This is a genomic window from Serratia sp. NPDC087055, assembly GCF_044900985.1.
Classification (GTDB): Bacteria; Pseudomonadota; Gammaproteobacteria; order Enterobacterales; family Enterobacteriaceae; genus Serratia.
Map to the genome: position 1 here is coordinate 83,784 of NZ_JBJDOG010000004.1, position 24,146 is coordinate 107,929.

General features: G+C 54.2%; 20 protein-coding genes and 4 tRNA genes. 6 read left to right on the forward strand and 18 right to left on the reverse strand.

What is annotated here, in order from left to right; translation table 11 throughout:
* Positions 1 to 6: 6 nt before the first annotated feature.
* Together ACI2J2_RS18590 and corA are read right to left on the reverse strand one after the other, a co-directional pair.
* The gene (locus ACI2J2_RS18590) at positions 7 to 1,065 is read right to left on the reverse strand and encodes an AbrB family transcriptional regulator (RefSeq protein ID WP_209637789.1); all 1,059 of its coding nucleotides are present in this window, start codon (positions 1,063 to 1,065) and stop codon (positions 7 to 9) included.
* 110 nt (positions 1,066 to 1,175) lie between these two features.
* Positions 1,176 to 2,126 (reverse strand): magnesium/cobalt transporter CorA, encoded by a 951-nt coding sequence (corA, locus tag ACI2J2_RS18595; RefSeq protein WP_209637791.1) that lies wholly within the window; start codon positions 2,124 to 2,126, stop codon positions 1,176 to 1,178.
* 445 nt (positions 2,127 to 2,571) lie between these two features.
* Here corA and ACI2J2_RS18600 point away from each other — a divergent pair, with 445 nt between their 5' ends.
* Positions 2,572 to 3,045 (forward strand): WbuC family cupin fold metalloprotein, encoded by a 474-nt coding sequence (locus ACI2J2_RS18600; RefSeq protein ID WP_209637794.1) that lies wholly within the window; start codon positions 2,572 to 2,574, stop codon positions 3,043 to 3,045.
* 138 nt (positions 3,046 to 3,183) lie between these two features.
* On the opposite strand, the gene uvrD is transcribed toward ACI2J2_RS18600, so the two are convergent.
* The 6 genes from uvrD to ACI2J2_RS18630 all read right to left on the reverse strand — a co-directional run bounded on the left by uvrD (position 3,184) and on the right by ACI2J2_RS18630 (position 8,940).
* Positions 3,184 to 5,346 carry a DNA helicase II gene (gene uvrD, locus ACI2J2_RS18605; protein ID WP_209637796.1) on the reverse strand — a complete coding sequence of 721 codons (2,163 nt, stop codon included), beginning with the start codon at positions 5,344 to 5,346 and terminating at the stop codon, positions 3,184 to 3,186.
* Between the two features lie 188 nt (positions 5,347 to 5,534).
* Positions 5,535 to 6,251: a 5-amino-6-(5-phospho-D-ribitylamino)uracil phosphatase YigB gene (gene yigB, locus ACI2J2_RS18610; RefSeq protein WP_404760593.1), complete on the reverse strand. Its 717-nt coding sequence runs from the start codon at positions 6,249 to 6,251 to the stop codon at positions 5,535 to 5,537.
* Positions 6,251 to 7,162, reverse strand: a complete 912-nt coding sequence (gene xerC / locus ACI2J2_RS18615; RefSeq protein ID WP_209637800.1) for a tyrosine recombinase XerC — start codon at positions 7,160 to 7,162, stop codon at positions 6,251 to 6,253. Before xerC ends, yigB begins: the two co-directional genes overlap by 1 nt.
* Positions 7,159 to 7,863 (reverse strand): DUF484 domain-containing protein, encoded by a 705-nt coding sequence (locus ACI2J2_RS18620; RefSeq protein WP_209637801.1) that lies wholly within the window; start codon positions 7,861 to 7,863, stop codon positions 7,159 to 7,161. Before ACI2J2_RS18620 ends, xerC begins: the two co-directional genes overlap by 4 nt.
* Positions 7,860 to 8,684, reverse strand: coding sequence for a diaminopimelate epimerase (dapF, locus tag ACI2J2_RS18625; RefSeq protein WP_209637803.1), 825 nt, complete (start codon positions 8,682 to 8,684; stop codon positions 7,860 to 7,862). The genes ACI2J2_RS18620 and dapF overlap by 4 nt, the downstream gene beginning before the upstream one ends.
* 58 nt (positions 8,685 to 8,742) lie before the next feature.
* Positions 8,743 to 8,940: a lipoprotein gene (locus ACI2J2_RS18630; RefSeq protein ID WP_314590912.1), complete on the reverse strand. Its 198-nt coding sequence runs from the start codon at positions 8,938 to 8,940 to the stop codon at positions 8,743 to 8,745.
* A gap of 78 nt (positions 8,941 to 9,018) precedes the next feature.
* Here ACI2J2_RS18630 and cyaY point away from each other — a divergent pair, with 78 nt between their 5' ends.
* Entirely contained in the window at positions 9,019 to 9,339 is a 321-nt protein-coding gene (cyaY, locus tag ACI2J2_RS18635; RefSeq protein ID WP_209637807.1) for an iron donor protein CyaY, read from the forward strand.
* 46 nt (positions 9,340 to 9,385) lie between these two features.
* Here the strand turns inward: cyaY and ACI2J2_RS18640 are convergent, their stop codons facing one another.
* Positions 9,386 to 11,938: a class I adenylate cyclase gene (locus ACI2J2_RS18640; RefSeq protein WP_209637809.1), complete on the reverse strand. Its 2,553-nt coding sequence runs from the start codon at positions 11,936 to 11,938 to the stop codon at positions 9,386 to 9,388.
* Between the two features lie 316 nt (positions 11,939 to 12,254).
* On the opposite strand from ACI2J2_RS18640, the gene hemC reads away from it, so the two are divergent.
* From hemC to hemY, 4 genes are read left to right on the forward strand one after another with little or no spacing between them, the layout of a single operon-like run.
* Positions 12,255 to 13,196 (forward strand): hydroxymethylbilane synthase, encoded by a 942-nt coding sequence (gene hemC, locus ACI2J2_RS18645; protein ID WP_265556407.1) that lies wholly within the window; start codon positions 12,255 to 12,257, stop codon positions 13,194 to 13,196.
* On the forward strand, positions 13,193 to 13,933 hold the full coding sequence (gene hemD / locus ACI2J2_RS18650) for a uroporphyrinogen-III synthase (protein WP_209637813.1): 741 nt from the start codon (positions 13,193 to 13,195) through the stop codon (positions 13,931 to 13,933). The genes hemC and hemD overlap by 4 nt, the downstream gene beginning before the upstream one ends.
* Positions 13,934 to 13,956: 23 nt before the next feature.
* The gene (gene hemX / locus ACI2J2_RS18655) at positions 13,957 to 15,081 is read left to right on the forward strand and encodes a uroporphyrinogen-III C-methyltransferase (protein WP_209637814.1); all 1,125 of its coding nucleotides are present in this window, start codon (positions 13,957 to 13,959) and stop codon (positions 15,079 to 15,081) included.
* A 3-nt stretch (positions 15,082 to 15,084) separates the two neighbouring features.
* Positions 15,085 to 16,278: a protoheme IX biogenesis protein HemY gene (gene hemY / locus ACI2J2_RS18660; RefSeq protein WP_265556408.1), complete on the forward strand. Its 1,194-nt coding sequence runs from the start codon at positions 15,085 to 15,087 to the stop codon at positions 16,276 to 16,278.
* A gap of 993 nt (positions 16,279 to 17,271) precedes the next feature.
* Here hemY and ACI2J2_RS18665 read toward each other — a convergent pair.
* From ACI2J2_RS18665 to wzxE, 9 genes are all read right to left on the reverse strand, one after another.
* Positions 17,272 to 17,348, reverse strand: a tRNA-Pro gene (locus tag ACI2J2_RS18665).
* 76 nt (positions 17,349 to 17,424) lie between these two features.
* Positions 17,425 to 17,511, reverse strand: a tRNA-Leu gene (locus ACI2J2_RS18670).
* Between the two features lie 43 nt (positions 17,512 to 17,554).
* Positions 17,555 to 17,630: transfer RNA gene (locus tag ACI2J2_RS18675), tRNA-His, on the reverse strand.
* A 64-nt stretch (positions 17,631 to 17,694) separates the two neighbouring features.
* A tRNA-Arg gene (locus ACI2J2_RS18680) sits at positions 17,695 to 17,771 on the reverse strand.
* Positions 17,772 to 17,909: 138 nt separating this feature from the next.
* Positions 17,910 to 19,310 (reverse strand): amino acid permease, encoded by a 1,401-nt coding sequence (locus ACI2J2_RS18685; protein ID WP_404760594.1) that lies wholly within the window; start codon positions 19,308 to 19,310, stop codon positions 17,910 to 17,912.
* A 370-nt stretch (positions 19,311 to 19,680) separates the two neighbouring features.
* Positions 19,681 to 20,421, reverse strand: coding sequence for a lipopolysaccharide N-acetylmannosaminouronosyltransferase (wecG, locus tag ACI2J2_RS18690; protein WP_209637820.1), 741 nt, complete (start codon positions 20,419 to 20,421; stop codon positions 19,681 to 19,683).
* A gap of 18 nt (positions 20,422 to 20,439) precedes the next feature.
* Positions 20,440 to 21,816, reverse strand: coding sequence for an ECA oligosaccharide polymerase (gene wzyE, locus ACI2J2_RS18695; protein ID WP_209637822.1), 1,377 nt, complete (start codon positions 21,814 to 21,816; stop codon positions 20,440 to 20,442).
* Entirely contained in the window at positions 21,813 to 22,898 is a 1,086-nt protein-coding gene (locus ACI2J2_RS18700; RefSeq protein WP_209637825.1) for a TDP-N-acetylfucosamine:lipid II N-acetylfucosaminyltransferase, read from the reverse strand. The genes wzyE and ACI2J2_RS18700 overlap by 4 nt, the downstream gene beginning before the upstream one ends.
* Positions 22,895 to 24,145 carry a lipid III flippase WzxE gene (gene wzxE, locus ACI2J2_RS18705; RefSeq protein ID WP_404760595.1) on the reverse strand — a complete coding sequence of 417 codons (1,251 nt, stop codon included), beginning with the start codon at positions 24,143 to 24,145 and terminating at the stop codon, positions 22,895 to 22,897. Before wzxE ends, ACI2J2_RS18700 begins: the two co-directional genes overlap by 4 nt.
* Between the last annotated feature and the right edge of the window lies 1 nt (position 24,146).

A 24,146-nucleotide genomic window follows, 5' to 3' on the forward strand; every position in this document is an offset into this window, starting at 1 on the left:
CCAACGTTAGGTTGATGCCGGCGCAGCGCGGTTGGAAATAAACCGCGCCATCGCCGGCCCCGTCAGCAAAATGGTGAAAAGCCGCAGTGTCTGCATCGCCATCACAAAAGACATATCTACCCGGCTGCCTGCGGCAATGATCGCCACGGTATCCAACCCGCCAGGGCTGGTTGCCAGATAGGCCGTCATCATATCCACCGGCAGGAAATGCGTCAGCATCCATGCCAGCAGGCCGCAAATCAGCATCAGCGCGATGATCGACACCACCATTTGCGGCAAGGTACGCAGCGCCAACAAAAATATCGGTCGGGTGAAACGTAGCCCAACGCTCCAGCCAATCAGAGTATAGGCCAACGCCAGTAGCCATTCCGGCACCTGCAGGGCCATCGTCCCGCTGGAATGCAGCGCCGCACCGATGATCATCGGCAACAGCAATGCACCAGAGGGAATACGCAGCCGGGGCCCCAACCACGCGCCGATCATAGCCACTCCCAGCGTCGCCAGAAAGCGCCAATCCAGCGACGGGAACCATTCCAATGCTGCGCTACCCTGGCCCGCTTCATCCCCCAAACCAATACGGGCCACTAACGCTGCCGCCGTCGCGACAAACAGCACCCGCAAGTACTGCATGAAAGCCACCAGCCGGACATCTGCACCAAAATCTCCGGCCATCGCCACCATCGCCGACGCACCGCCGGGCGATGAGCCCCAGGCCCCCGTAGGCCCCGGCAAACCGCTAAAGCGCACCAGGCACCAACCGGAAATCCCACTCGCCAACAGTGTCGCGATCAGTACCAACAGCACCAGAGGCCAATCATCGAGTAACGGCGTGAGAATCGCAGGGGAAAGGCTTTGCGCAATCATGCAGCCCAGTACCGCCTGCGCAGCGATAAAAAGGGCGCTGGGAATACGTACCGTGGCACCCAATAGCCCCATCGCCACACCGACAATCATCGGCCCCAGCAACAGCGCAGCGGGAATATGAAAGGTTTGCAGGCCAAACCCCAGCACCAGCGAGGCCAGCAGCAGGATTGACCATTGAATCAAACGGGGGGACTTCTCCATCAAAACTCACGCCTTACAGACAGATAAGCTGAGGGAGCATTCTACCCCTTTTTTGCAGGCTAAGACTGGGGTTAGGCAGAAATATCGGGCGAACAAGTTCGCCCCTCAGGTTAAAGCCAGTTCTTGCGCTTGAAGTACAGATAGGGGGCTAACCCTGCCAGGATCATCAGGCTGATAGCACCAGGGTAACCAAACGACCACTTCAGCTCTGGCATAAACTCAAAGTTCATCCCGTAGCTTGAGGCCACCAGCGTTGGCGGCAGGAACACCACGGACACCACCGAGAAGATCTTGATGATGCGGTTCTGCTCAATATTGATAAAGCCCATCGCTGCCTGCATCAGGAAGTTCACTTTCTGGAACAGCGATTCGTTGTGTGGCAGCAGGGATTCGATATCACGCAGCACTTCACGCGCCTGTTCCAACTGACCGGTCGGTAACCGCGCCTTACGCACCAGGAAGTTCAGAGCACGTTGGGTATCCATCAAACACAGGCGCACTTTCCAGCCGATATCTTCCAGCTCTGCCAGCGTTGACAGCGCTTCGTCGTATTCGTCACCCTGATGGCCTTCCATGATCACCCGGCTGAGTTTTTCCAGATCGCTGTAGACGTTTTCGATCTCGTCGGCTAACTGTTCGATCTTGGTTTCGAACAGATCCAGCAATAGCTCGTAGGCATTGCCGTCGACCATCGTCAGGTTACGGGCACGCATACGATACAGGCGAAACGCCGGCAGCTCGCGCTCACGCAGGGTATACAAGCGGCCATCACGAATGGTGAAAGCCACCGTGGAGTTACCGGCATGATCTTCCGCATCTTCAAAATAGAAGAAGGAGTGAATATGCAAACCGTCTTCGTCTTCGAAAAAACGCGCGGAGGCTTCGATATCGTCTAGCTCCGGGCGTGTCGCCAGGCTTTGGCCCAGCTCGCTTTGAACGCGCTCACGCTCGCCTTCTTCCGGCTCAACCAGATCAACCCACAATGACGTGGTCAGATCATCGGATTCATCCAACTCCAGACGGGACAGGCGGCCGTTATCTAATTTAAACGCGCTTAGCATGTGCCAAACTCCCTTAGGGTGACAGGGGTAAACAACGCGTGGAAGCACAGAAACAGAGGGGGTGTTGCATCACCAGCTTGTTTCAGACCATGAAGGATCTGACTCGTAGCGACACTTAAGAGGTCGCCGACAACCACGAAGGCTATCAGCTCAATAGGATAGCCTTAGAAGTTGTACCTGTTGTTGTCCAGGTCAGTGAGCCAGTATCTACTGGGTGTGTCCAAGGCGTATGTCCTCATTGATAATAGTGCGCGCATGTTACGCCGAGAAGAAAAAGTCTGTCAACACGTTAGGCACGATAATTGCGCAACAATTCATCGCTATGACGAATAGGATAAATTCGGCTTAATCCGCGATAAACGGTAACGAAAAAGTCGCGGCGATCTCTGACCACGCCCAAGAATGTTGCTAAGATTACGCCACGATAAGCTTGCGGACTTTACGAATGAAACAGATTACTGCCCACGACCTGACCACCATGAGTGAACAGGCCGCCAAAGTGGCACGCCTGCGCGCGCACCGCACGTTACACGACGAGTTGAGCGATCCGGTACAACGATTGGCGATTGCCATGGAACCCGGCACCTATATCCGCCCACACCGTCATCCGCAAACCTGGGAACTGTTAACCCCGCTGCGCGGACGCTTTGTAGTACTGCAATTTAACGAAGAGGGCGTCGTCACCCAGCGAACCCTGCTCGGTGAAGAAACCAAAGTGCTGGAAATGCCGGCATATACCTGGCATGCCGTGCTATCGGTTGATCCAGGTGGTGTGGTTTTTGAGGTGAAACAAGGGCCTTATCAGGCGCTGTCTGAAGAAGACTGCATGCAGTGGGCACCGCAAGAAGGGGCTGAAGGCACCGAAGCGGTGATGCGTTGGTATGCCACTGCGCAAGTGGGTGACCGTTTCGCTCACTGAGGCGGTTCTTCAAACCGCCGCAATATGCTCGGCTTAATTCGAGTCGCATGAAGGCCGCGAGCCCCTGAATCCCCAGGCGTTGAGTGAACCAGGTGCCTGGGGTAAAACAGGTGCAGCCAGCAGTATAACGAGTATAAGTTACACCGTTTCCAGGCGGGCGTAGGCGGCGACAAGCCACTTAATCCCTTCCCCTGGAAACGCAATCTGCAGCCGGCTGTGTTCACCACTGCCTTCCAGATTGACGATGGTCCCTTCACCAAACTTGGGGTGACGCACTCGCTGGCCCAGCTTATAACCGGTGTCGTTTTCACTGATCGGCGTACCCATACGGCGATGACTCACCGGCCGCGAGACACTGGCGCGCAAACGCACTTCTTCCACGCAATCTTCCGGCAGTTCACCGATGAAACGTGAAGGGCGGTGATAAACCTCTTTGCCGTACAGACGGCGTGTTTCGGCGTAGGTCAGCGTCAATTTCTGCATGGCACGCGTCAAGCCAACGTAGGCCAGACGGCGTTCTTCTTCCAAGCGCCCACCTTCATCCAGCGACATTTGGCTTGGGAACATCCCCTCTTCCATACCGACGATAAACACCAGCGGAAACTCCAGCCCCTTGGCCGAGTGCAGGGTCATCAACTGCACCGCATCCTGATAAGCATCGGCCTGCCCCTCACCCGCTTCAAGTGCCGCATGTGAAAGAAATGCCTGCAGCGGCATCAGATCCTGATCTTCATCCTGATAGCTGTACTGGCGCGTTGCGGTTACCAGTTCCTCGAGGTTTTCGATACGCGCTTGGCCTTTTTCGCCCTTCTCCTGTTCATACATAATGAACAGGCCCGAATCACGGATCACCCGGTCAGTCTGAACGTGCAGCGGCATATCGGCGGTTTCGTGCGCCAGTGCGTCCACCAGTTCGGTAAAACGTTGCAACGCAGATGCCGCGCGCCCGGCCAGCACTTTGTCCTGCAACAGCGCGCGGGTGGCCTGCCACAACGTCAGTTGGCGATCGCGTGCTGTACGACGCACTTCGTCCAGCGTCCGGTCACCAATGCCACGCGTTGGGGTATTTACCACACGTTCAAACGCCGCATCGTCGTTACGATTGGCGATCAACCGCAGGTAGGCCAATGCGTCCTTGATCTCCTGACGCTCGAAGAAGCGTTGCCCGCCGTAAATGCGGTACGGCATTGCCGTTTGCAATAACGCTTCTTCCAATACACGTGACTGCGCATTGCTGCGGTAAAGAATGGCACAGTCATTCAGTGCACCACCGTTCTCCTGCCAGGCCTTGATGCGGCCAACCACAAAGCGCGACTCGTCGAGTTCGTTGAAGGCACAATAGATTGAAATGGGTTCACCATCCCCGCCTTCGGTCCACAGGTTTTTACCCATGCGCCCGCCGTTATTGGCGATCAGGGTGTTGGCTGCTTTCAGAATATTGCTGGTCGAACGGTAGTTTTGCTCCAGAAGGACGCTCTGGGCACCAGGGAAATCCTTCAAGAAACGTTGGATGTTCTCCACCTGAGCGCCACGCCATCCATAGATGGACTGGTCGTCATCACCCACGATCATCACGTTGCTGTTATTGCCGGCCAGCAAGCGGATCCAGGCATATTGGATACTGTTGGTGTCCTGGAACTCGTCCACCAATATGTTGGTGAAGCGTTCGCGGTAATGATTGAGGATATGCGGCTTGTTCAGCCACAGCTCATGGGCACGCAACAGCAGTTCGGCAAAGTCCACCAGCCCGGCACGGTCACAGGCTTCCTGATACGCCTGATAGATACGCAGCCAGGTTGCCTCTACGGGGTTGTTATAGGTTTCAACATGCTGTGGGCGCAGGCCTTCATCTTTTTTGCCGTTGATGTACCACATCGCCTGACGCGGCGGCCACTGCTTTTCATCGATATTCAACGCTTTGACGATACGTTTGAGCAGGCGGAGTTGGTCGTCGCTGTCGAGGATTTGGAAGTCTTGTGGCAGGTTGGCGTCCAAATGATGAGCACGCAGCAGACGATGAGCCAAGCCGTGGAAAGTGCCGATCCACATCCCCCCCTGGCTGGTCCCAATCAGGTGTTCGATACGGTGGCGCATTTCCGCCGCCGCCTTGTTGGTGAAGGTCACCGCCATAATGGAATACGGCGAACAGTTCTCTACCGACAACAGCCAGGCGATGCGATGCACCAGCACTCGGGTTTTACCACTGCCCGCGCCGGCCAGTACCAACAGGTTGCCACGTGGCGCCGCCACGGCTTCGCGTTGTTTTTCATTCAGGCTGTCGAGCAGATCGGAAACGTCCATAGGCACCATTAATTGGTAAGGGAAAGCGCGTCAGAAATGCGATTCCACTGTGAATTTATACAGAGTCAGTTTGGGATTATACCCGAAATAATTGAAGTTGCAGCAAGGCGGCCAATGTGCGAGCCCCAGGAACTGACTCCAGTCAGTGGCTGGGGTGACAACACCGCTGCGGTTTCAAGCATGAAGGGCTATAACAATGCTGTCAGCGATGCCAACTGAACGATCTCAATGTGTGGCAGCAGGCGACTGTCAGCGGCCTGCATCAGGCTGCGTTGACGGTCGTTGATCCAACAGGCTTGTAAGCCGGAACGTAACGCCCCGGCGACGTCAGTGGTCAAGTCATCACCGACGTGGAGAATATATTGAGGCGCGATCCCTAACCGTTCGGCGGCCAGCTGGTACATGTCCTGATAAGGTTTGGCGCGGCCATCCGGCCCCGAACGCAACACAAACTGAAAGTAACCATCCAGCCCGCAGAGCGCAGGATCGGCATTGCCATTGGTGATCGCCACCAGCGGAAAACGTTCACTCAAGGCTTTCAACGTCGCATGGGTTGCTTCAGGCACATCAATGCGGCTACGCCACAGCGCAAAGTTCTGCATTGCCGCATCCGCCCCATCGGCGGCTTCAGCATCACGCAGCCCCTGACGGCTTAGCGCCAGGTGGATCGCCCGCCAACGCCATTGGGTGACGTCGTGATAAATTTCCGGGTCCTGTTCACGCAGTTCCTGACGCAGGCGATGAAAATCCGCCGACTGGAAGTGGTTCAATCCAGGATGGTAATTCTGCAAAAAGGCCACAGACTGCAGCTCAGTCTGTTTGATCACCGGACGGTTGTCGTACAGCGTGTCGTCCAGATCAAAGGTCAACGCCGCCAACGGCCGCAGCGGACGATAAAAATGCATCAGGATTTCCCCCGTTTGGCACGTGGATGCGCTGCATCGTACACGGTCGCCAGATGTTGAAAGTCGAGGTGGGTATAGATTTGAGTGGTGGTCAGGTTGGCGTGGCCCAGCAGTTCCTGTACCGCACGCAGATCGCCGCTCGATTCCAGCATATGGGTTGCAAACGAGTGGCGCAGTTTGTGCGGATGAATATGGCTGTTAACGCCCTGCTTGATGCCCCACTCGGCAAAACGCTTTTGCACGTTGCGGGTCGAGATACGCTTACCTTGATTAGACAGGAACATCGCATCGTCTGACGGCCCAAATAAATCGCGCATCGCCAACCAGTGTTCAAGCCAAGTCACCGCGGTGCGACCTACCGGCAGCTTGCGTTCCTTGCTGCCCTTACCCAGCACCCAAATTTCACCCGCACCCAGATCGACATGGCGGCAATCCAGCCCAACCAGTTCCGAAAGACGCAGACCGGCACCGTACATGACCTCAAGCATGGCCCGATCGCGTACCGCTAGCGGATCGTTAAGATCGATATCCAGCAACTGATTCATTTCATCGACGTCGATGTTTTTCGGCAGATGCCGACCGCTACGTGGCGTTCGGATACCTTTCGCAGGGTTAGCAATCAGCATACCCTGGCTGACCTGCCAGTCGAGAAAACTGCGTAACGCCGACAGGCGCAACGCGAGGCTAGAAGACTGTAATCCGGCACGTTTACTGCGCGCTGCCAGCATACGGACTTTGGCAGCATCCAAAGCCGGCCATTCCGTCACGCCCATCTCTTGCGTCAAGACCATCAGCGCCTGCAACTGGCGCGAATAGCTTAACTGTGTCAATGGACTGAGCTGGCGTTCCACCTTCAGATAACGCAAGAAAGCGTCCACCGGCTGTTGCAGGCTGGCCGCCAACGGGATCATGCGCGTTCGATCCAGCGTTCCAGCAGTTCAGGCAACATACGCGCCAGCTGATTGAGCATCACCGTACCCATGCCCTGCTGATAGTGTTGGGTATCACGGCTACTGAAAATCACCATGCCAAGCTCACCATTATCACCCAGCATCGACAGCGCTACCGAACCGACCAGCTTGGCCTGTGGCAGTAACAGCAACAACTCAGGACCGTTAAGGCTCCCAAGGAAATGTTGCTGATCGCCCAAGCGCTGAATACGCAACGGCTCAAATGACGAACGCGTCAGGCCAAGATGCGTAAAGTCGGAAGGCGCGCCAATTTTCCAGCTTTCTGAAAACAGACGGATATTGGCACCGGCCAGACCGAATCCGCGAGCCCAGCGTTGCAGGCGGTTGAGCATATCCTGCAAGCTACTGGCCGTGGCCAGATTGGCCTGCAAATGCAACAGGCTGGCAAACAGCGTTTCGTTCGCACTGGCCTGCTCCATCAGCAGCGTGATTTCTTCTTCCAACTGATTGATATGATTACGCTGGCGGGCCAGATGCCACTCGACCAACGACACAGTGCCGCGAACGGGATGGGGAACGCGCATCTGTTCCACCAAACGCGCATTGCGGATAAAGAAATCTGGGTTTTGCAGTAAAAACTGCATTACGGCGTCATCGTCAAGCTCAATGCCCGCGACAGCCTGGTCCTCAACGCTCTTCATAGATGAATAAATCCGTCATATACATGGGTTGCCGGACCGGTCATAAACAGCGGGCTGCCCGGTCCTTTCCAGCGAATATGCAGGCTGCCACCCGGCAGTTCTACATGCACCTCTTCTGACAGCAATTCTTGTTGAATCCCCACCGCCACTGCAGCACAAGCGCCGCTGCCGCAAGCTTGCGTTTCGCCAGCGCCACGTTCATAGACGCGCAGCTTGATATGCTCACGGCTGACAATTTGCATGAAACCGATATTGGCCCGTTCCGGGAAGCGCTCGTGCCCTTCCAGTACCGGTCCAAGCAACTCCACCTTGGCGGTTTTTACATCATCCACCTGTAAAACACAATGCGGATTGCCCATCGACACCACGCCACACAACACCGTATGTTCGGCCGCACGCATGATGTACGTCTTTTCTTCTTTGGTCGCACGAAAAGGGACGGCCTGAGGATCGAAGTTTGGCTCGCCCATATTCACACAAACCAGATCGTCATCGGTGACGCTCAGCACCATACGCCCCGTTTGGGTACTGACGCGAATATCACGCTTATTGGTCAGCCCTTTCAATCGCACAAAACGGGCGAAACAGCGGGCACCGTTACCACACTGCGCCACTTCGCTGCCGTCAGCGTTAAAAATACGGTAGTGAAAATCCAGTTCAGGATCGTAAGGCGGTTCTACCACCAGCATCTGGTCAAAGCCAACGCCCAAGTGCCGATCGGCCAAACGGCGGATCAGCTCGGGTGAAAAATAGACATTCTGTGTAACGGCATCGACCACCATAAAGTCGTTGCCCAGACCGTGCATTTTGGAGAACTGCATATCATACTCCGCTATCCGTCTTGAGTTTGCGATGGCCCACGCCGCCGCAAACAAGATGTTACTGGTCGCTCATCGACGGTTTTTGCTGAGACCCAGAAAGCTCCTGCTGATTTTTCTGTACTTGATCGCCAGTCTGAACCTGAGGTTTCTTGCTGGCCGGATCGGCTGGAGGGAAGTACAGCGGGCCTTTCAGACCGCAGCCAGAGAGCCCGGTAAACAGCACTGCCATCAGCGCATAGCGTAGTTGTTTTTTCATTTGCATTAATGCCTGTAATTCATGCGTCCAAGGTCTCTATAATCGCAGGTGGATCATGAAAAGCAATAGGAATTGAATATGAACGACAGTGAGTTTCACCAGTTGGCTGACCAACTGATGCTTAATATTGAAGAGACACTGGACGATTTTGACGGCGATGCAGACATCGATTACGAAACTAACGGCGGTGTAATGACGTTAAGCTTCGAAAATGGCACCAAAATTGTGATCAATCGCCAGGAGCCGCTGCATCAGGTTTGGCTGGCGACCAAAACCGGCGGCTACCACTTTAACTACCGTGACGGCGTGTGGGTCTGCGATCGCAGCGGTCGCGCCTTCTACCCGTTACTGAGTGAAGCGGCCAGCGCACAGGCCGGCGAAGATGTGGCATTTGCCTAAGTATGGTGGCGTTCACAGGGGCTCAGCACGTTGAGCCCCTGTGAAATCAATGCAATTGAAACTGCTGCTTCAGCGGCAGCGTTGCACCCTCGGTCAGGGGAACGCACAGGCTCGACAATACATTGCTGCGGAACGGGATGACCTGAGTGCGGCCATCGAGCTGCACGATCTGATAAAACTGGGGCAGGTTGAAGTTGATAAAGCTTGAACCGTACGTGAAGCGGTCATGTGAGGAAGAGTAGAACCGGCTGACATCGCGTACCAGCTCCTCTTTACTGCCTTCACAATGGTGGTACACCTCGACCCGGTTAGACTCATCCAGAATATAGATGTTAAAGCCTTTATCGTCCGACGTGTCTTCGAAGAAGAACTGGATGATCCCTTCACTGGCAAAGCCATCCACTACCGGAGGCAAATGCACCTGATCGGTTTCTACTTTGATCGACAGACCATGCAATTTGTTGTTCGAAATGGCGCCGTAGAATTCCACCGCATTTTCCAACTTCTGCACCGACACGCTCAGGCGCTCGAAGAACAAGCCCCATGTTTGTCCGGCAACGCGAACCGCTTTGAAACGACCCGGTTCCAGGCGTGTGCTGGACAAGCGCAGCTCAATGCATTCAGAAACCAGCTGCTGTATACGCGTACGGATGAGGCCGCGCAAATGCTGGCTATAGCAGAACACCTCGACCGACTCCGGCGGAGCGGCATCCTGATGCATTTTGCCAAGAATAGTCTTCAACGCTTCCAACACCGATTGCTCACCGCTGAAATGCAAAGTACGCACTTCGTTCCACGAATTGCGGTACAGCAGATCGATACTGCCTACCAAACATTGCTGCTGCTGGCCAAAACTGAACACATCGAGCTTACGGAAATCGAAATGCACCACCTGATTACGGAAGGCTGCGGTCGGATCGTTTTCCAGATTGACGATAATCGCCAAATGGCGGATTTCACACGGGCTGTACAGCGCTTTTGGCGTAGGCGCTGCCAGCCGCAGCGGGAAGTGGTGCGACACGTCGGCCACCAGCTCCTGCAGTTTGGCCGTGTCGCACAGGTTACCGCTTTTGATGTGCAGCCGGGTCTTCGGCGTCAGCAGGCCGTTGAAATAGGCCCAGGCCACCAATTTATTCAGATAGCGGTTATATTCGAGCGGCTGATGGCTGACGATAGAGTCCATGGCCGGAGCTTGATTGTACAGATACCAGCCGGTACGGTTGGCGCGGCCAACCGGGACATGAATGAAGGTTAAGTCGTCTTCCGACAGATCTGGCGAAATCTGCGGGTTCACCAGCGTTACCTTGCCAGGCAGGGCTTCAAACGCGGCATACAGCTTACGGGTCAGCACGCCAATATCCTGCGGGCTGGCGCTGACGCTAAGATTGTTACGACGGGCGAAACGGATCAGGTTGCGATAGCTTTGCATCATCGCGTCCAACAGTTCGTTGTGCGCTTCACGTACCCGTTCGATTTTCCAGCCGGCGCGATTATCCAGGATCGCCAGGCGCTCTTCGTCCCAGCCCCATTCGCTAACCAGCTGGCTGAGAATTTCACGACGCCAGCCAACGCAAGCATTGGCACGCGACAATTTTTCACAGACTTTGAGATAGAAGCAGCGGCGGACCAGATCGAGGCGGGTAGTGTCGTTGATTTCAGTCAGATAATGCGTGACGCGTTCAAGCATCATACAGTAAGCGTCGAGACCAAAGCAGACGATCTCGCCCTGATGCAGACGCTGCTTGATGCCCATCGCCAACAGCTGCGTATTGGGGTATTCCCAGGAATAGGCTTCCAGCAGCAGGGTTTTCAGTACCGCTTTGTACGGCGAGTCGATACTTTTATACAGTTGCCACAGGCTGGCACCAAAGTATTCCTCTGCCGACAGCGTACTCAGGCCGCCGAGATCCAGCCATTCGTTCGGCGTTAACGCCCCTTGCGAGTACAGCGACAGCACATATTCATCGTAATGCGCTTCTTCTTCGCCCGGCACCATATTCCATAAAATGCGTTTGCCGGCCAGCCGCACCGCGGTGCGATAAAACTCGTCCAACAGCAAAATATGCTGGGTAGAGCCACAGTCTTCACCACCCAGACTGCCGCTTTCGTTGTGACGGAAGCGGTTTTCGTCGATCAGGAAGAAGCTAACCTCAACCCCCATCGACGCAGCCCATTTTTCCAATAGGCTGCATTTCTGTTGCAGACGATTGCGTTCTTCGTTGTCCAGCCAAGACTGGTGGCATACCCAGATGTCGAGATCCGAACTGCAACTTTGACCGATCGACGAGGTGCTGCCCATGGAGTAAACCCCGGTAATCGGCAGTTCACCGCTGGCCAGCTTATCAAACGGGCTGCCCCATTTGTCTTCTAAATCGTTGAGGTATTCTTGCTGGGTTTCATCAGGCGTGTAGAGGCAAACGCCATGGGGAACGTTACCGTTCAGATAACCTGGCATCAGTGGGTGGTGGTGGTGCAATAAGGTAGGCAGCAGACTGTATACCCGTTGGAACGCGGGCTTCATGGCCGCTAGGGCGCGATCGATTCGTAATTGATTGATCGCATCCAGTCTCTGCTTCAGTGTCTCGATGTAGAGGTACAAGACGTCTCGCCTGATTATCCCGGTGTTTAGAAAAAAACCCGTATTCCATAAGCGCCGTTAGTGTTGGAAGAATATTTGGCAACTTATTGCTGGAAACGTGATCAATTTAACACCTTGCTGATTGACCGTAAAGGAAGTAACGCTTCACTATTATTGTAGCGCCACTCTAAACGATTTACCCGCAGTGTTAACTGCCCCAAAATACATCACACGTCCCGTTGATTCCGTTGTCCTTTATCCGCCTGTGGCTTCTTGCACTGACACTTTTCGTACTCAGTGGTAGGATGAATAGCGAATTATAAAAACGGTAACAACCATGTTAGACAAAATTATTCGAATTGCCACCCGCCAAAGCCCACTCGCTCTCTGGCAAGCACATTATGTGCAGCAGCGACTGATGGCCAGCCACCCGGGCCTACAGGTCGAACTGGTGCCAATGGTTACGCGGGGCGACATTATTCTGGATACACCACTGGCGAAAGTCGGTGGTAAAGGGCTGTTTGTTAAGGAACTTGAATTGGCGTTATTGGATGGCCGTGCGGATATCGCCGTCCATTCGATGAAAGACGTCCCGGTCGATTTTCCCGAGGGTCTGGGTTTGGTGACCATTTGTGAGCGTGACGATCCGCGCGACGCATTTGTTTCCAACCGTTTCGACTCGCTCGATCAACTGCCGCACGGCAGCGTAGTCGGCACGTCCAGCCTACGCCGTCAGTGCCAATTGCGTGAGCGCCGCCCGGATCTGATCGTGCGCGATCTACGCGGTAATGTCGGAACACGCCTGGCAAAACTGGATAACGGCGATTACGACGCCATTATTCTGGCCGTCGCGGGGCTGAATCGCCTGGGGCTGGAACAGCGTATCCGCAGCCCGCTGACCCCGGAAGAATGCCTTCCGGCTGTCGGTCAGGGTGCTGTCGGCATTGAGTGCCGCCTCGACGATGAAACTACCCGCGCCTTGTTGGCGCCGCTCAATCACGCGGCAACCGAAATCCGTGTGCGCGCAGAACGTGCGATGAACACCCGTTTGGAAGGCGGTTGTCAGGTACCCATCGGCAGCTATGCCGAGCTGGATGGCAATAGCCTGTGGCTACGGGCGCTGGTCGGCTCCCCCGATGGCAGCCAGATGGTACGCGGCGAGCGTCACGGCCCGGCAGCACAAGCTGAACAGATGGGCGTTGAGCTGGCAGAAGAGCTGCTGGCGAAAGGCGCACGTGAAATTTTGCAGGATGTTTATCAGGGAAATCCCCCGGCATGACGATACTGGTGACCCGCCCCTCTCCGTCAGGAGAAGAACTGGTAAGCCGACTGCGCGCGCTCGGCCGGGTTGCCTATCATGCACCGCTGATCGATTTCGCCCCCGGCGGCGATCTGCCAAAATTGCCACAGGCATTGCAGCAGCTTAACGATGGCGATCTGGTGTTTATCCTGTCTCAGCACTCGGTGAGCTACGCCAACTCGGTGATGGGCCGCGTCGGGCTGTCATGGCCCGCCAGACTGACCTATTATGCTATCGGCCGCACCACCGCGCTGGCGATGCACCGGATCACCAGCCTGCCGGTGGAGTACCCACGTGAGCAGGAGATCAGCGAAACCTTGTTGCTACTGCCTGCCTTACAGAAACTCGACGGCAAACAGGCACTGATCCTACGCGGCAACGGTGGACGCGAGCTGCTCGGCAATACCTTGAGCGAGCGTGGCGCAGCCGTCAGCTATTATGAATGTTATCAACGTAGCCCGGTGCATTATGATGGTAGCGAACAAAGCGCCCACTGGCAGCGCGCCGGTGTTGATACACTGGTCGTCACCAGCGGTGAAATGTTACAACAGCTCTATACTTTAGTTCCTGATTACTACCGTTCTTCGTGGCTATTACGTTGCCGCCTGGTCGTCGTCAGTGAACGTTTGGCTACCCTCGCCCAGGAATTGGGCTGGAGCACAATTCGGGTAGCTGATAATGCCGATAATGACGCGCTGATCCGCGCGCTACAATAAACCTGACTATGGGATGTGCCACTATGACGGAACAAAATACCCCATCCGCACCGGTTGAAGAGCCAACCACAGCGGTTGAGAGCCCCCAGCAGCCAGACGCTGACAAGCGCAAAGGTAAAAATACCGGCCCGGTATTAGGCGCAATTGCCATCGTGCTGGTTATTGCTTTGGCCGCCGGCGGTTATTACCACACACATCGACAAGCACAGCAGCTCATTGCCGCCAATCAAACCTTGCAGCAGCAGCTTGAAGCCCTGAAACAGAGCCAACAGCAAGAAAGAGGGGCGCTGGAAGGGCTGCTGCAGCAACAGGGTAAAACGCTGGATGCTGCCGATCGTGAGCAAGCGACCCTGGCACGCCAGCTTAATGAGCTGCAAGAAAAAGTCGCCATTATTTCCGGCAGCGACGCCAAAACCTGGTTGCTGGCGCAGGCCGACTTCTTGGTGAAAATGGCCGGGCGTAAACTGTGGAGCGATCAGGACGTCACGACCGCCGCAGCCTTGCTAAAAAGCGCTGACGCCAGCCTGGCTGACATGAACGACCCAAGCCTGCTCGAGGTTCGTCGCGCCATCACCGAAGATATCAGCACGCTATCTACCCTTACCCAGGTAGATTTCGATGGCATCATTCTCAAAACCAATCAGCTCTCCAACCAGGTTGATAATCTGCGCCTGGCGGATAACGACCGTGACGAAGCGCCAATGGACCAAGACAGCACCGAGCTGTCCAGTTCTATCGGCGAATGGCGGCAAAACCTGGCGAAAAGCTGGCATAACTTTATGGCCGACTTTATTACGGTCCGCCGCCGTGATAGCAGTGCAGAGCCCTTGCTGGCACCGAATCAGGACATTTACCTGCGCGAAAATATTCGCTCACGCCTGTTAGTTGCCGCCCAGGCAATCCCACGCCATCAAAACGAAGTGTATAAACAGTCGCTGGAAACCATTTCTACGTGGGTCCGCGCGTACTTCGATACCACCGATCCCGCCACGAAAGCGTTCCTGGAAGAGTTGGATGCGCTGAGCCAGCAGTCGATCACAATGGACGTGCCGGACCACCTGAAAAGCCAGCCACTGCTGGAAAAACTGATGCAGACCCGGGTGCGTAATCTGATGGCCCAGTCCCCTGCAGCCCACCAGGAGGGATAAGCCATGTTACGCGTGCTATTTCTGTTCCTGGTGTTAATTGCCAGTGTGGTGGTTGGGCCGATGTTGGCCGGCCATCAGGGCTATGTGCTGATTCAGACCGATAACTACAACATTGAAACCAGTGTCACCGGTCTGGTGATCATGGGCGTCTTGTTGTTTGTGGTGCTGTTGGTGATCGAATGGATCCTGCGCCGCCTCTTCCGTACAGGAGCCCGTACCCGTGGCTGGTTTATCGGCCGTAAGCGCACCCGTGCTCGCAAGCAAACCAAGGCTGCACTGATCAAACTGGCCGAAGGTGATTACAAACAAGTTGAGAAACTGCTGACGCGCAACGCGGATCACGCGGAGCAGCCGGTCGTAAACTACCTCTTGGCCGCCGAAGCTGCACAGCAACGCGGCGACGACTTCCGCACCAATCAATATCTGGAACGCGCCGCCGAAGCCGCCGACACCGATCAGTTGCCGGTAGACATTACTCGCGTACGCATTCAACTCGCACAGGGTGAAAACCATGCTGCGCGTCACGGTGTCGATCGCCTGCTAAACCAAGCGCCCCGTCACCCAGAAGTGTTAAGACTGGCGGAAATGGCTTATCTGCGTACCGGTGCCTTTGCCTCATTGCTTGAGATCTTGCCATCGATGAGCAAGATCAATCTGCATACCGAAGCTGAACTGCAAGCATTGCAGCAACAGGCTTATATTGGCCTGATGAATCAGGCAATGGCAGATGAAGGCAGCGACGGCCTGAAGCGTTGGTGGAAAGATCAAAGCCGTAAAACCCGCCATGAAGTTCCGTTGCAAATTGCGATGGTAGAACATCTGATCGAATGCAATGATCACGAATTAGCACAGGAAATCGTGCTCGACAGCCTGAAACGTCAATATGACGAGCGACTGGTGTTGCTGATCCCTCGTTTGAAGTCAGGGAATCCACAGCAGCTGGAGAAAGCGTTGCGTCAGCAAGTGAAACAACACGGTGCCACACCGCTGCTAAACAGCACGCTGGGGCAGTTGTTGATGAAACACGGTGAATGGCAACAGGCCGCCGATGCATTGCGGGAAGCATTGAAACAACGCCCGGATGCCTACGATTATGCCTGGCTGGCTGACGTGCTGGATAAGCTGCACCGTTCAGATGAGGCAGCTCAGATGCGACGTGAAGGTCTAATGTTGACTCTGAAGCAAAACGGCGACTAACGCGACAATGCTTTGTCTTCAAGGCGCGCCACTCGGCGCGCTTTTTTTTATTCTCTTTATCCTATGTCTGAGGCGCACAAACGCAGCGACACAGATGCAGCTTCAAGTATGGCAACGATGTATACCCGAAATAATTGGAGCTGAATCACGGCGGCAAGTTTGTAAATCCCCAGGAGCTTACTCAGGTAAGTGACTGGGGTGCACAAACGCAGCCAAGACCGATGCAGGTTCAAGTATGAAGGGTATGGGCAAAAAAAAACACTTGCCGCGGTGGCAAGTGTATAAAAAAGCAATCAGGTCTAGGACAACAGGGGCGGTGCCTCACTCAACGTTATGCCCGGAGTGTGATGTCAGTGGCTGTAAGCAACGCTGACATCGTTCTGGTGGGCAATAGGCACCCTAAATCGGCTCTGCGTCATTCCCAGGGTTTATGAAGCCTAAGGCGAACATAAGAAGTGGAATGAGCATCTACGAGGTAGATATTGCACTTGGCGTGCCAACTTTTTCAAACAGCATCAATGTTTATAAACATTTCATCTATCACACTGAATTAAAACAGATTTAATCACACTAACATGCATCGTGCTTTCAGCCACCTGTTATCCGCTCCATCACGCTATGCCAGAAGATATGTCGCCTTATAACGACGACTTAAGCTAAAGCGATTTTTATATATATAAATCAATGCATTATATGTCTCATCCTGGCGACAATGCACCATGCGATTGTCGTGGAAAACCAACACGCCTGCGAGAGTGCGGCGAAAACATTAAACAGCGCTGGGACAGTTGGCCGAATAGCAGAAAGCGAAAAGCCCGCTCATTGCTGAACGGGCTTTTCTGAATGTGGTCGCCGAGAGAGAATTACGCGCATCTTCGATGCTTGCCCTACGGGCCAACGCTAAAGCGCTGTTCAAAACTGTTCCAGACAGTTTTGCCTCATCCCATAAACTCCAGGCGTAAAAAAACCGACTTTCGTCGGTTTCTTTGAATGTGGTCGGCGAGAGAGGATTCGAACCTCCGACCCACTGGTCCCAAACCAGTTGCGCTACCAAGCTGCGCTACTCGCCGATTTCTTGTTGCAGATACTACTAAATTTTATCGCTTATGTCTATGTAAATATTAAATTTATTAGACATTTTGTGTGTGGTGCGAAGAGAGGGACTTGAACCCTCACGTCCGTAAGAACACTAACACCTGAAGCTAGCGCGTCTACCAATTCCGCCACCTTCGCACAGTCACAAAACAGCTTAAAATTCTTCACTTCTCTTAGGAAGTGGGGTGGCTAATGGGACTCGAACCCACGACAACTGGAATCACAATCCAGGGCTCTACCAACTGAGCTATAGCCACCATTTCTACTTCTTACTACTTCACGCGGTAATACTACCACCGCAGCTCTTGCACACAAACTTAATGGTGCGCCCGACAGGATTCGAACCTGAGACCTCTGCCTCCGGAGGGCAGCGCTCTATCCAGCTGAGCTACGGGCGCATAGCGCCGTTGCGGGAGGGGATACTACGGTTTTAACCTAATCCTGTCTAGTGCTTTTTCGCAGAAATGTTGCGTTTGATTACGCTTTGCTCACTCCTGCGCAGGAAAGGGCTATCCGTAGCCCCTTTTCACCGCTTATTACTGGGTTTCTGTCCGTTTTTCAGCCGGATGATGTTTCTTGTGCATACCGAAAGCAAAGTAGCACAGGCTGACTGCCGCTAAGAATATCGCACCAACCAGCAGAGAAATGCGGGTATCCGGGTTAATTCCCATGCCGATCAGCACGCAGACCAGGAAAGCGATGGTCAAATAGTTCACATAGGGGAACATAATCGACTTAAAGCTGTGGGTTTTGATCGCTTCCTTATGAGCACGACGGAAATACAGTTGGCTAATCAACACCACAAACCACGGCACCATACCCGGCAGTACGCTGGCGCTATAGACATAAACGAACACCGCCTGCGGATTGGGGATCAAATAATTCAGGCCAGAGCCGACCAACAGACAGGCGATGGTCACAGCAATACAGTTCACCGGCACGCCGCTGGCAGACAGCTTGGTCAGTGAGGCCGGCAGTTGACGGTTCTTGGCCAACGCGTACAGCATGCGCCCCCCACTATACATACCGCTATTGCAGCCAGAAAGCGCAGCGGTCAACACCACGAAGTTAATGATACCCGCGGCAGCAACGATACCGATTTTGGCAAAGGTCAGTACAAACGGGCTGCCGGTGGTGCCGATACCGTTCCATGGGAAGATGGTGACAATGACGAAAATGGCACCAACATAGAAAATCAGGATGCGCCACAGGATATTGTTAATCGCGCGTTTTAACGTCACCTGCGGGTTCTTGGCCTCACCGGCGGTGATGCCAACCAGCTCAACCCCCTGATAGGACGCCACGACAATACAGAGCGCAAACAGGAAGCCCTTCCAGCCACCGGCAAAGAAACCGCCGTGCTCTGTCAGGTTGGCAAAGCCGATAGGCTGCCCCCCATTGCCGAAGCCAAACAAGATCACCCCCAGCCCGACCAGAATCATCACAATGATGGTAGTCACCTTAATCATGGCAAACCAAAACTCCAGCTCGCCGTACAGGCGCACCGCCGCCACGTTAGCCAGCGCGACCATCGCCACGGCAATCAGCGCGGGTATCCATTGCGGGATCTCCGGGAACCAGAACTGCACGTAGACCCCAATGGCGGTGATTTCTGAGATACCAACGGCAATCCACATAAACCAATAGCCCCAGGCCGTCAGGTAGCCAAAATACGGGCTCATGTATTTATGCGCATAAACGGCAAAAGAGCCCGCGACCGGCTCAAGGAACAGCATTTCGCCCATCGAACGCATAATAAAGAACACGAACAACCCGGCGATGATATAAGCCAATAATACCGACGGCCCGGCCCATTTCAGCGTGCTGGCGGAGCCCATAAACAGACCGACCCCAATGGTGCCACCCAGCGCAATCAGCTCGATATGCCGGGCTTCCAGCCCCCGATGTAGACCTTGCGGTTTTTCTTTGTGTGCCATAAATCCTCAGTATTATTTTTTTGATTGTGTTTGCATGCCGGCCGTTACCGGTCGTTATTGTTTTAATTAAAAATAGCGTAAATCATCTCCCGTCGCGGTGACGGACATCAACTGGCGATCGAGGCAATCTTACGGCGGAGAAAAACGTCGTTCAGTGCGGCCATATCTGGCGCCAACAGCTGGGGATAATTTCAGGGCGGTATCGTTTCGCATTTTGCCGCTATAAGCAAACCGCAATTTAAAACTTTATGGAATAAATGCAGGGGAGTTTAGGAACTGAGGTTATAGAGACGCTGGATAAACAGCCATAAAGCAGGTTATTTGAACAATTTGTTGCATCAGGGCGGAATAATCCGCCCCAACGTCGTGATTACATCTTACCGCGATAGTAGTAGCCAACAAACTTGAGCAATTTCAGCTGGCGGCCAAGGCGGCTCGGTTGGCTCAACAGCCGATACAGCCACTCCAGACCGAGGTTTTGCCAGATCTTTGGTGCACGTTTTACGTGCCCAGTAAACACGTCGTAGGTCCCGCCAACCCCCATATAGAGCGCTTTTGGATGGATCTTGCGACAGTCTCGCATCAAGATTTCCTGTTTCGGCGATCCCATGGCAACCGTCACAATGGCCGCGCCACTGGCGCGAATCCGCTCAAACAGCGCTTCACGTTGTTCAGGTTTGAAGTAACCATCTTGGCTACCGACCAGATTAACGTTCCACTGGCTACGCAGCTTCTGTTCCGTTTCCGCCAATACCGACGGCTTGCCGCCAATCAGGAACACTGGCGTACCCTCACGCCCCGCGCGTTGCATCAATGCTTCCCATAAGTCGGCTCCCGCGACGCGAGACACATCGGCACCCGGATATTTACGACGGATAGACCGAACCATGCTGATGCCGTCGGCGTACTTATATTCCGCTTCGTCCAGCAGAGCATGGAGTTCTGCATCCTGTTCGGCCGTCAGAATCTTTTCGGCATTCATGGCAACTAACGTGCCCTGTTTTACCCGGCCACCGTCAAAGAGAAAATCCATGCACTGTGCCATATCGCGAAATCCCCAGAGGCTGAAACCGCGCAGCTCATATTTGGGGACCGAGATTTTTACTTCCATCTTATTATTACCCTTACCTTACAAAAGGCTGTCGGCCTGAACGGATGACGCAGGCGCTCTCAGCGTGCGCGAACGCAGCACACGCGCCTTAATCAAGCCAGCAGTGTCAAACAACCAGTACAGCAATTTTGCCATCAGCAAACAGGCACCAAAAATAAGGCAGAAGAACACCACGCGTGAGACAAACGAATCCACGCCCTCGCGAGCCAACACGATGATGTTGAATACCGCGCCGAAGCAGAAACTCTGCAATATGGCAGCCTTATAACGGTTCGGCTCGCTTTTGCCCATCTCATACAGCCAGTCGAACCATTTGATAATCATACCCACCAAGACCGCGCCAACCGGAATGAACAGCGCGCCCCCCATGACCACCAACGAACCGATCAGCGTCGGTGAAATTGCCAGGCCTGAATGGTTATTCAACACTTCCCAGGTGAAGTAGTTGGCGGTATTTAGCACGGTATCCGGTCGCCCCGGCCAGAGCCACGCCGGAATAAAGACGTAGAAATCACGCACTATAGGTGCCAGGCCCTGGAAATCAATCTTGTCGTAATTTTGCAGCAGTAACGCCAGGTTTTCCCACGGCGAGAACGTATCACGCGTCAGATAGAGGAACGTATAAAACGCCTCGGGGCCGCTGACGTCCAGGCTGTAGCGCTTCAATGCCAACCAGAACATACCAACGATACCAAACACCCCGGCGGCTACCAGCATCCACAACGAGATCCATCCCCGCACAATGCCGATGAACAGAAATAGCGAGAAGGCAATAATGATATTGGCGCGAGTCCCACCGACAATCACGTAGGTCAAAATGCCAAAAGCGACCGTTGCCGCCAGGAAAAAGAACCAGGCACGCAAATCTTGTTTCAGGAAGTAGACCACCAGCATCGCCGGGATAAAGAAATAGAAGAACCGCTTGAGCGCCACGCCAGATACATCACTGGAGAAAATCTGGCTGTAGGAATTGAGCTTGAACAGCAAGAAACCGTTTTGCATAAAGAAAATGCCAACAGTGACAATGGCGACTAACGCCAGCAATACCCACGTCAGGTTGGTTTCCACCCGGTTCATGGTAAATACCGGCTTACGCGGCTGCACGCTACGCTTTCGCAACCGGGTTTTATAGCTGACGTAGTAAATCGCATAAAACGCAGTGGCGGAGAGAATGGCGTACAGCAGGAACTCCACAGGCACCACCTCAACGTCGAACTGAAATACCAGCAAGCACGTCAGTGGGAAACCGAAGTAAAACGTCAGCAGATACAGCAGCGAAAAAAACACGTTGAAGTTAAAGCGGACGCGCCGGAACTCCTGATAGGTCAATGTCAGAACAAACAACACGCCTATCAGGTAGACAACAAATAACCCGCCAAATTGCGCCAGCGTCATGACTGCTCCCCTGCTGCCAGGGTTAATGCCTGCTGCCAGCCATCAACGTAGTTAGGATTGAAGAAGGCGATCGCCTGCTTATCCACCGATGCCAATTGGCGTTGCGCTTCTCGTACCACCGCCTCATCCAGTGAGTCGCCATAAAACAGCACCGGCAGATGCTGCTCGGCCAGATCCTGCCAGAATGGGTTCTGTCGACTCAGGACGAACGGCACACCGAACTGGATCAGCAGACACAGGGTGCCAATACCCTGCTGACGGTTAAAGATGAAGTAACCGAGATCGCACTCACGCAGGATATTCAGGTAATCGTCAAATGCCACCTGCTGCGTCAGTATCTGCAGGTTCCTGGCGCTAAATAACGCCAGCCCGGCTGCACGTACTTGCTCAATGTAAGCCTCGTTATTGGCCGGATACCCCATCGGCAAGATCACTCGAACATCGGCACCAAACTGCTGATGAATCGCTTTCAGCGCCTCCACATGCCGGTTGGTACGATCGCCCGAATTCCCTACCAGAATGGTCATTGGGCCAGCCAGGTTTTTCTCTACGTTAATGCCGGTTAACGCCGGATCCATCCGTGTCGGGAAATACAGCAGAGAAGCAGGCACACGCGCATGGCGCTGCTGATAGTGGATGACGTCACCACGGGTGGCGAACACGTGCCCCACCCGGCCCTGCGCAATACGGCGCAGTAAATAGAACAGACGGAATTTCCAACTGGTGGCGTCTTCATAAAGATCGGCCCCCCAGATGTGCCAGCTCACCTGATGCGCTTTGATCTTCCCACTTAACAATGCCAGCCACAACGTAGGGTTAAATTGGCCATGCAGGAAGAAACGCTGGTTGCGATCGGCCTGAGCACGGGCAATGACCGCCATCGCCAGACTTTTTTTGTCCGGATAGCTTTCAATGTTCAGATCGGGGAACGACCCTAGCGCAGCGGCGTCTTTCGCCGCTACCATGAAATGGCGCGTCTGATCGGACGGCAGGCGCTTCGCCAACACGTCGTTGAAGAAACGCAGCACCGTCTGATTGTGATGCGGGATATCAGATCCCAATACGTGAATCAGTGTGGTCATACTCGTCTACGATAAAGAATAAATACGCAGCTACAGAGCGCGAAATACACGATGTAGGTTGCCATGTAAGCCTGCGTCGCGCCCAACGCACCGTGCAAGGGTATCAACCAATGCGAGAACAGCGTCAACAGCAGGAACTGACTGACTTCGGTCAGGATATAAAAACGCAGCGACGCTTTGGCAATAACCAGGTAGCCAAACACATAAGCGCCAACTTTCAATACGTCCCCCACCAGCTGCCAGGCAAACAGATCGCGCATCGCGATGAACTTGTCCGTAAACAGTAGCCAGATGGCGAAATCACGTAACAGCCAGACGGTGAAACTTACCGCGACCACCGCAGGCAGCACAAATTTAAGTGAACGCACGATCTCCTGCGAGATGGCGTTTTTTTCCTTCAACCGTGACAACGTGGGTAACAGATAAACGGTAAATGAAGCGGTGATAAACTGGAGGTAAGCATCGGAGATACTGCTCACCCCCTGCCAAATCCCCACTTCATCCCAGCTGTAATGGCTCGCCAGCAAGTTACGCATCATCACGTAGGCCACTGGCAGCGTCACCGACGTGATCAACGCCATAATAGTGAACTTGCCAAGATGGCTGGCTAATGCCTTGTCCCATGCCAGCGCCAAATAGCGCAGCGGCAGGGTTTTGCGTCGCCACAACATAAAGCCTGCGGGCAACACCACGAGTGCAGGCACCAGCGCCAACCCTGCCAGTGCGCCTTCATAACCCCCGAGCGTAAAGCACAGGTAGTACGCCACGACACCAATCAAGCTGCCGGCAATCACCGCCAGTGCGTTGCCCATCGCATCACGATAGCCCTTCAGCACCGCCATAAACAGGTTGGCGTAGGCAATGCCCATCTGTATAAACGCCACCGCCCGCACCACGTTCACATACTCAGCATGGCCGAACAACCCGATACTGATGGGTTCAGCCGCGAACAGAAACACCAGTGCCAACAGCGTGGAAAAACCCAGAACGATAGTCGATGCCGTGCCAACAGCCAGCCGCAGCCGTTGTGGATCCTGATGATATTCGGCAACGTATTTAGTGATACCGTTAAAAATCCCGGCGCCGGACAACACGCCCAACACGGTAATCAACTGGCGGAAGTTACCCGCTTGCCCAACCCCGCTGGGACCAAACGCCACTGCCAGCAGTTTCACCACCAACAGCCCTACGCCAATCTTGATTAGCGTAGAGCCGGCAGTCCAAATCGACGCTTTTGCCAGTGACATA

Bases quoted from the DNA above. Each gene is read 5' to 3' on its own strand.
- ACI2J2_RS18630 (WP_314590912.1), bottom strand. From the start codon at position 8,940: ATGAAAAAACAACTACGCTATGCGCTGATGGCAGTGCTGTTTACCGGG.
- corA (WP_209637791.1), bottom strand. From the start codon at position 2,126: ATGCTAAGCGCGTTTAAATTAGATAACGGCCGCCTGTCCCGTCTGGAG.
- wzyE (WP_209637822.1), bottom strand. From the start codon at position 21,816: ATGACGCTGGCGCAATTTGGCGGGTTATTTGTTGTCTACCTGATAGGC.
- ACI2J2_RS18620 (WP_209637801.1), bottom strand. From the start codon at position 7,863: ATGAAGAGCGTTGAGGACCAGGCTGTCGCGGGCATTGAGCTTGACGAT.
- hemD (WP_209637813.1), top strand. From the start codon at position 13,193: ATGACGATACTGGTGACCCGCCCCTCTCCGTCAGGAGAAGAACTGGTA.
- ACI2J2_RS18600 (WP_209637794.1), top strand. From the start codon at position 2,572: ATGAAACAGATTACTGCCCACGACCTGACCACCATGAGTGAACAGGCC.
- ACI2J2_RS18590 (WP_209637789.1), bottom strand. From the start codon at position 1,065: ATGGAGAAGTCCCCCCGTTTGATTCAATGGTCAATCCTGCTGCTGGCC.
- uvrD (WP_209637796.1), bottom strand. From the start codon at position 5,346: ATGGACGTTTCCGATCTGCTCGACAGCCTGAATGAAAAACAACGCGAA.
- dapF (WP_209637803.1), bottom strand. From the start codon at position 8,684: ATGCAGTTCTCCAAAATGCACGGTCTGGGCAACGACTTTATGGTGGTC.
- wzxE (WP_404760595.1), bottom strand. From the start codon at position 24,145: ATGTCACTGGCAAAAGCGTCGATTTGGACTGCCGGCTCTACGCTAATC.
- cyaY (WP_209637807.1), top strand. From the start codon at position 9,019: ATGAACGACAGTGAGTTTCACCAGTTGGCTGACCAACTGATGCTTAAT.
- hemC (WP_265556407.1), top strand. From the start codon at position 12,255: ATGTTAGACAAAATTATTCGAATTGCCACCCGCCAAAGCCCACTCGCT.
- hemY (WP_265556408.1), top strand. From the start codon at position 15,085: ATGTTACGCGTGCTATTTCTGTTCCTGGTGTTAATTGCCAGTGTGGTG.
- ACI2J2_RS18685 (WP_404760594.1), bottom strand. From the start codon at position 19,310: ATGGCACACAAAGAAAAACCGCAAGGTCTACATCGGGGGCTGGAAGCC.
- hemX (WP_209637814.1), top strand. From the start codon at position 13,957: ATGACGGAACAAAATACCCCATCCGCACCGGTTGAAGAGCCAACCACA.
- xerC (WP_209637800.1), bottom strand. From the start codon at position 7,162: ATGATCCCGTTGGCGGCCAGCCTGCAACAGCCGGTGGACGCTTTCTTG.
- yigB (WP_404760593.1), bottom strand. From the start codon at position 6,251: ATGCATTTTTATCGTCCGCTGCGGCCGTTGGCGGCGTTGACCTTTGAT.
- ACI2J2_RS18700 (WP_209637825.1), bottom strand. From the start codon at position 22,898: ATGACCACACTGATTCACGTATTGGGATCTGATATCCCGCATCACAAT.
- wecG (WP_209637820.1), bottom strand. From the start codon at position 20,421: ATGGAAGTAAAAATCTCGGTCCCCAAATATGAGCTGCGCGGTTTCAGC.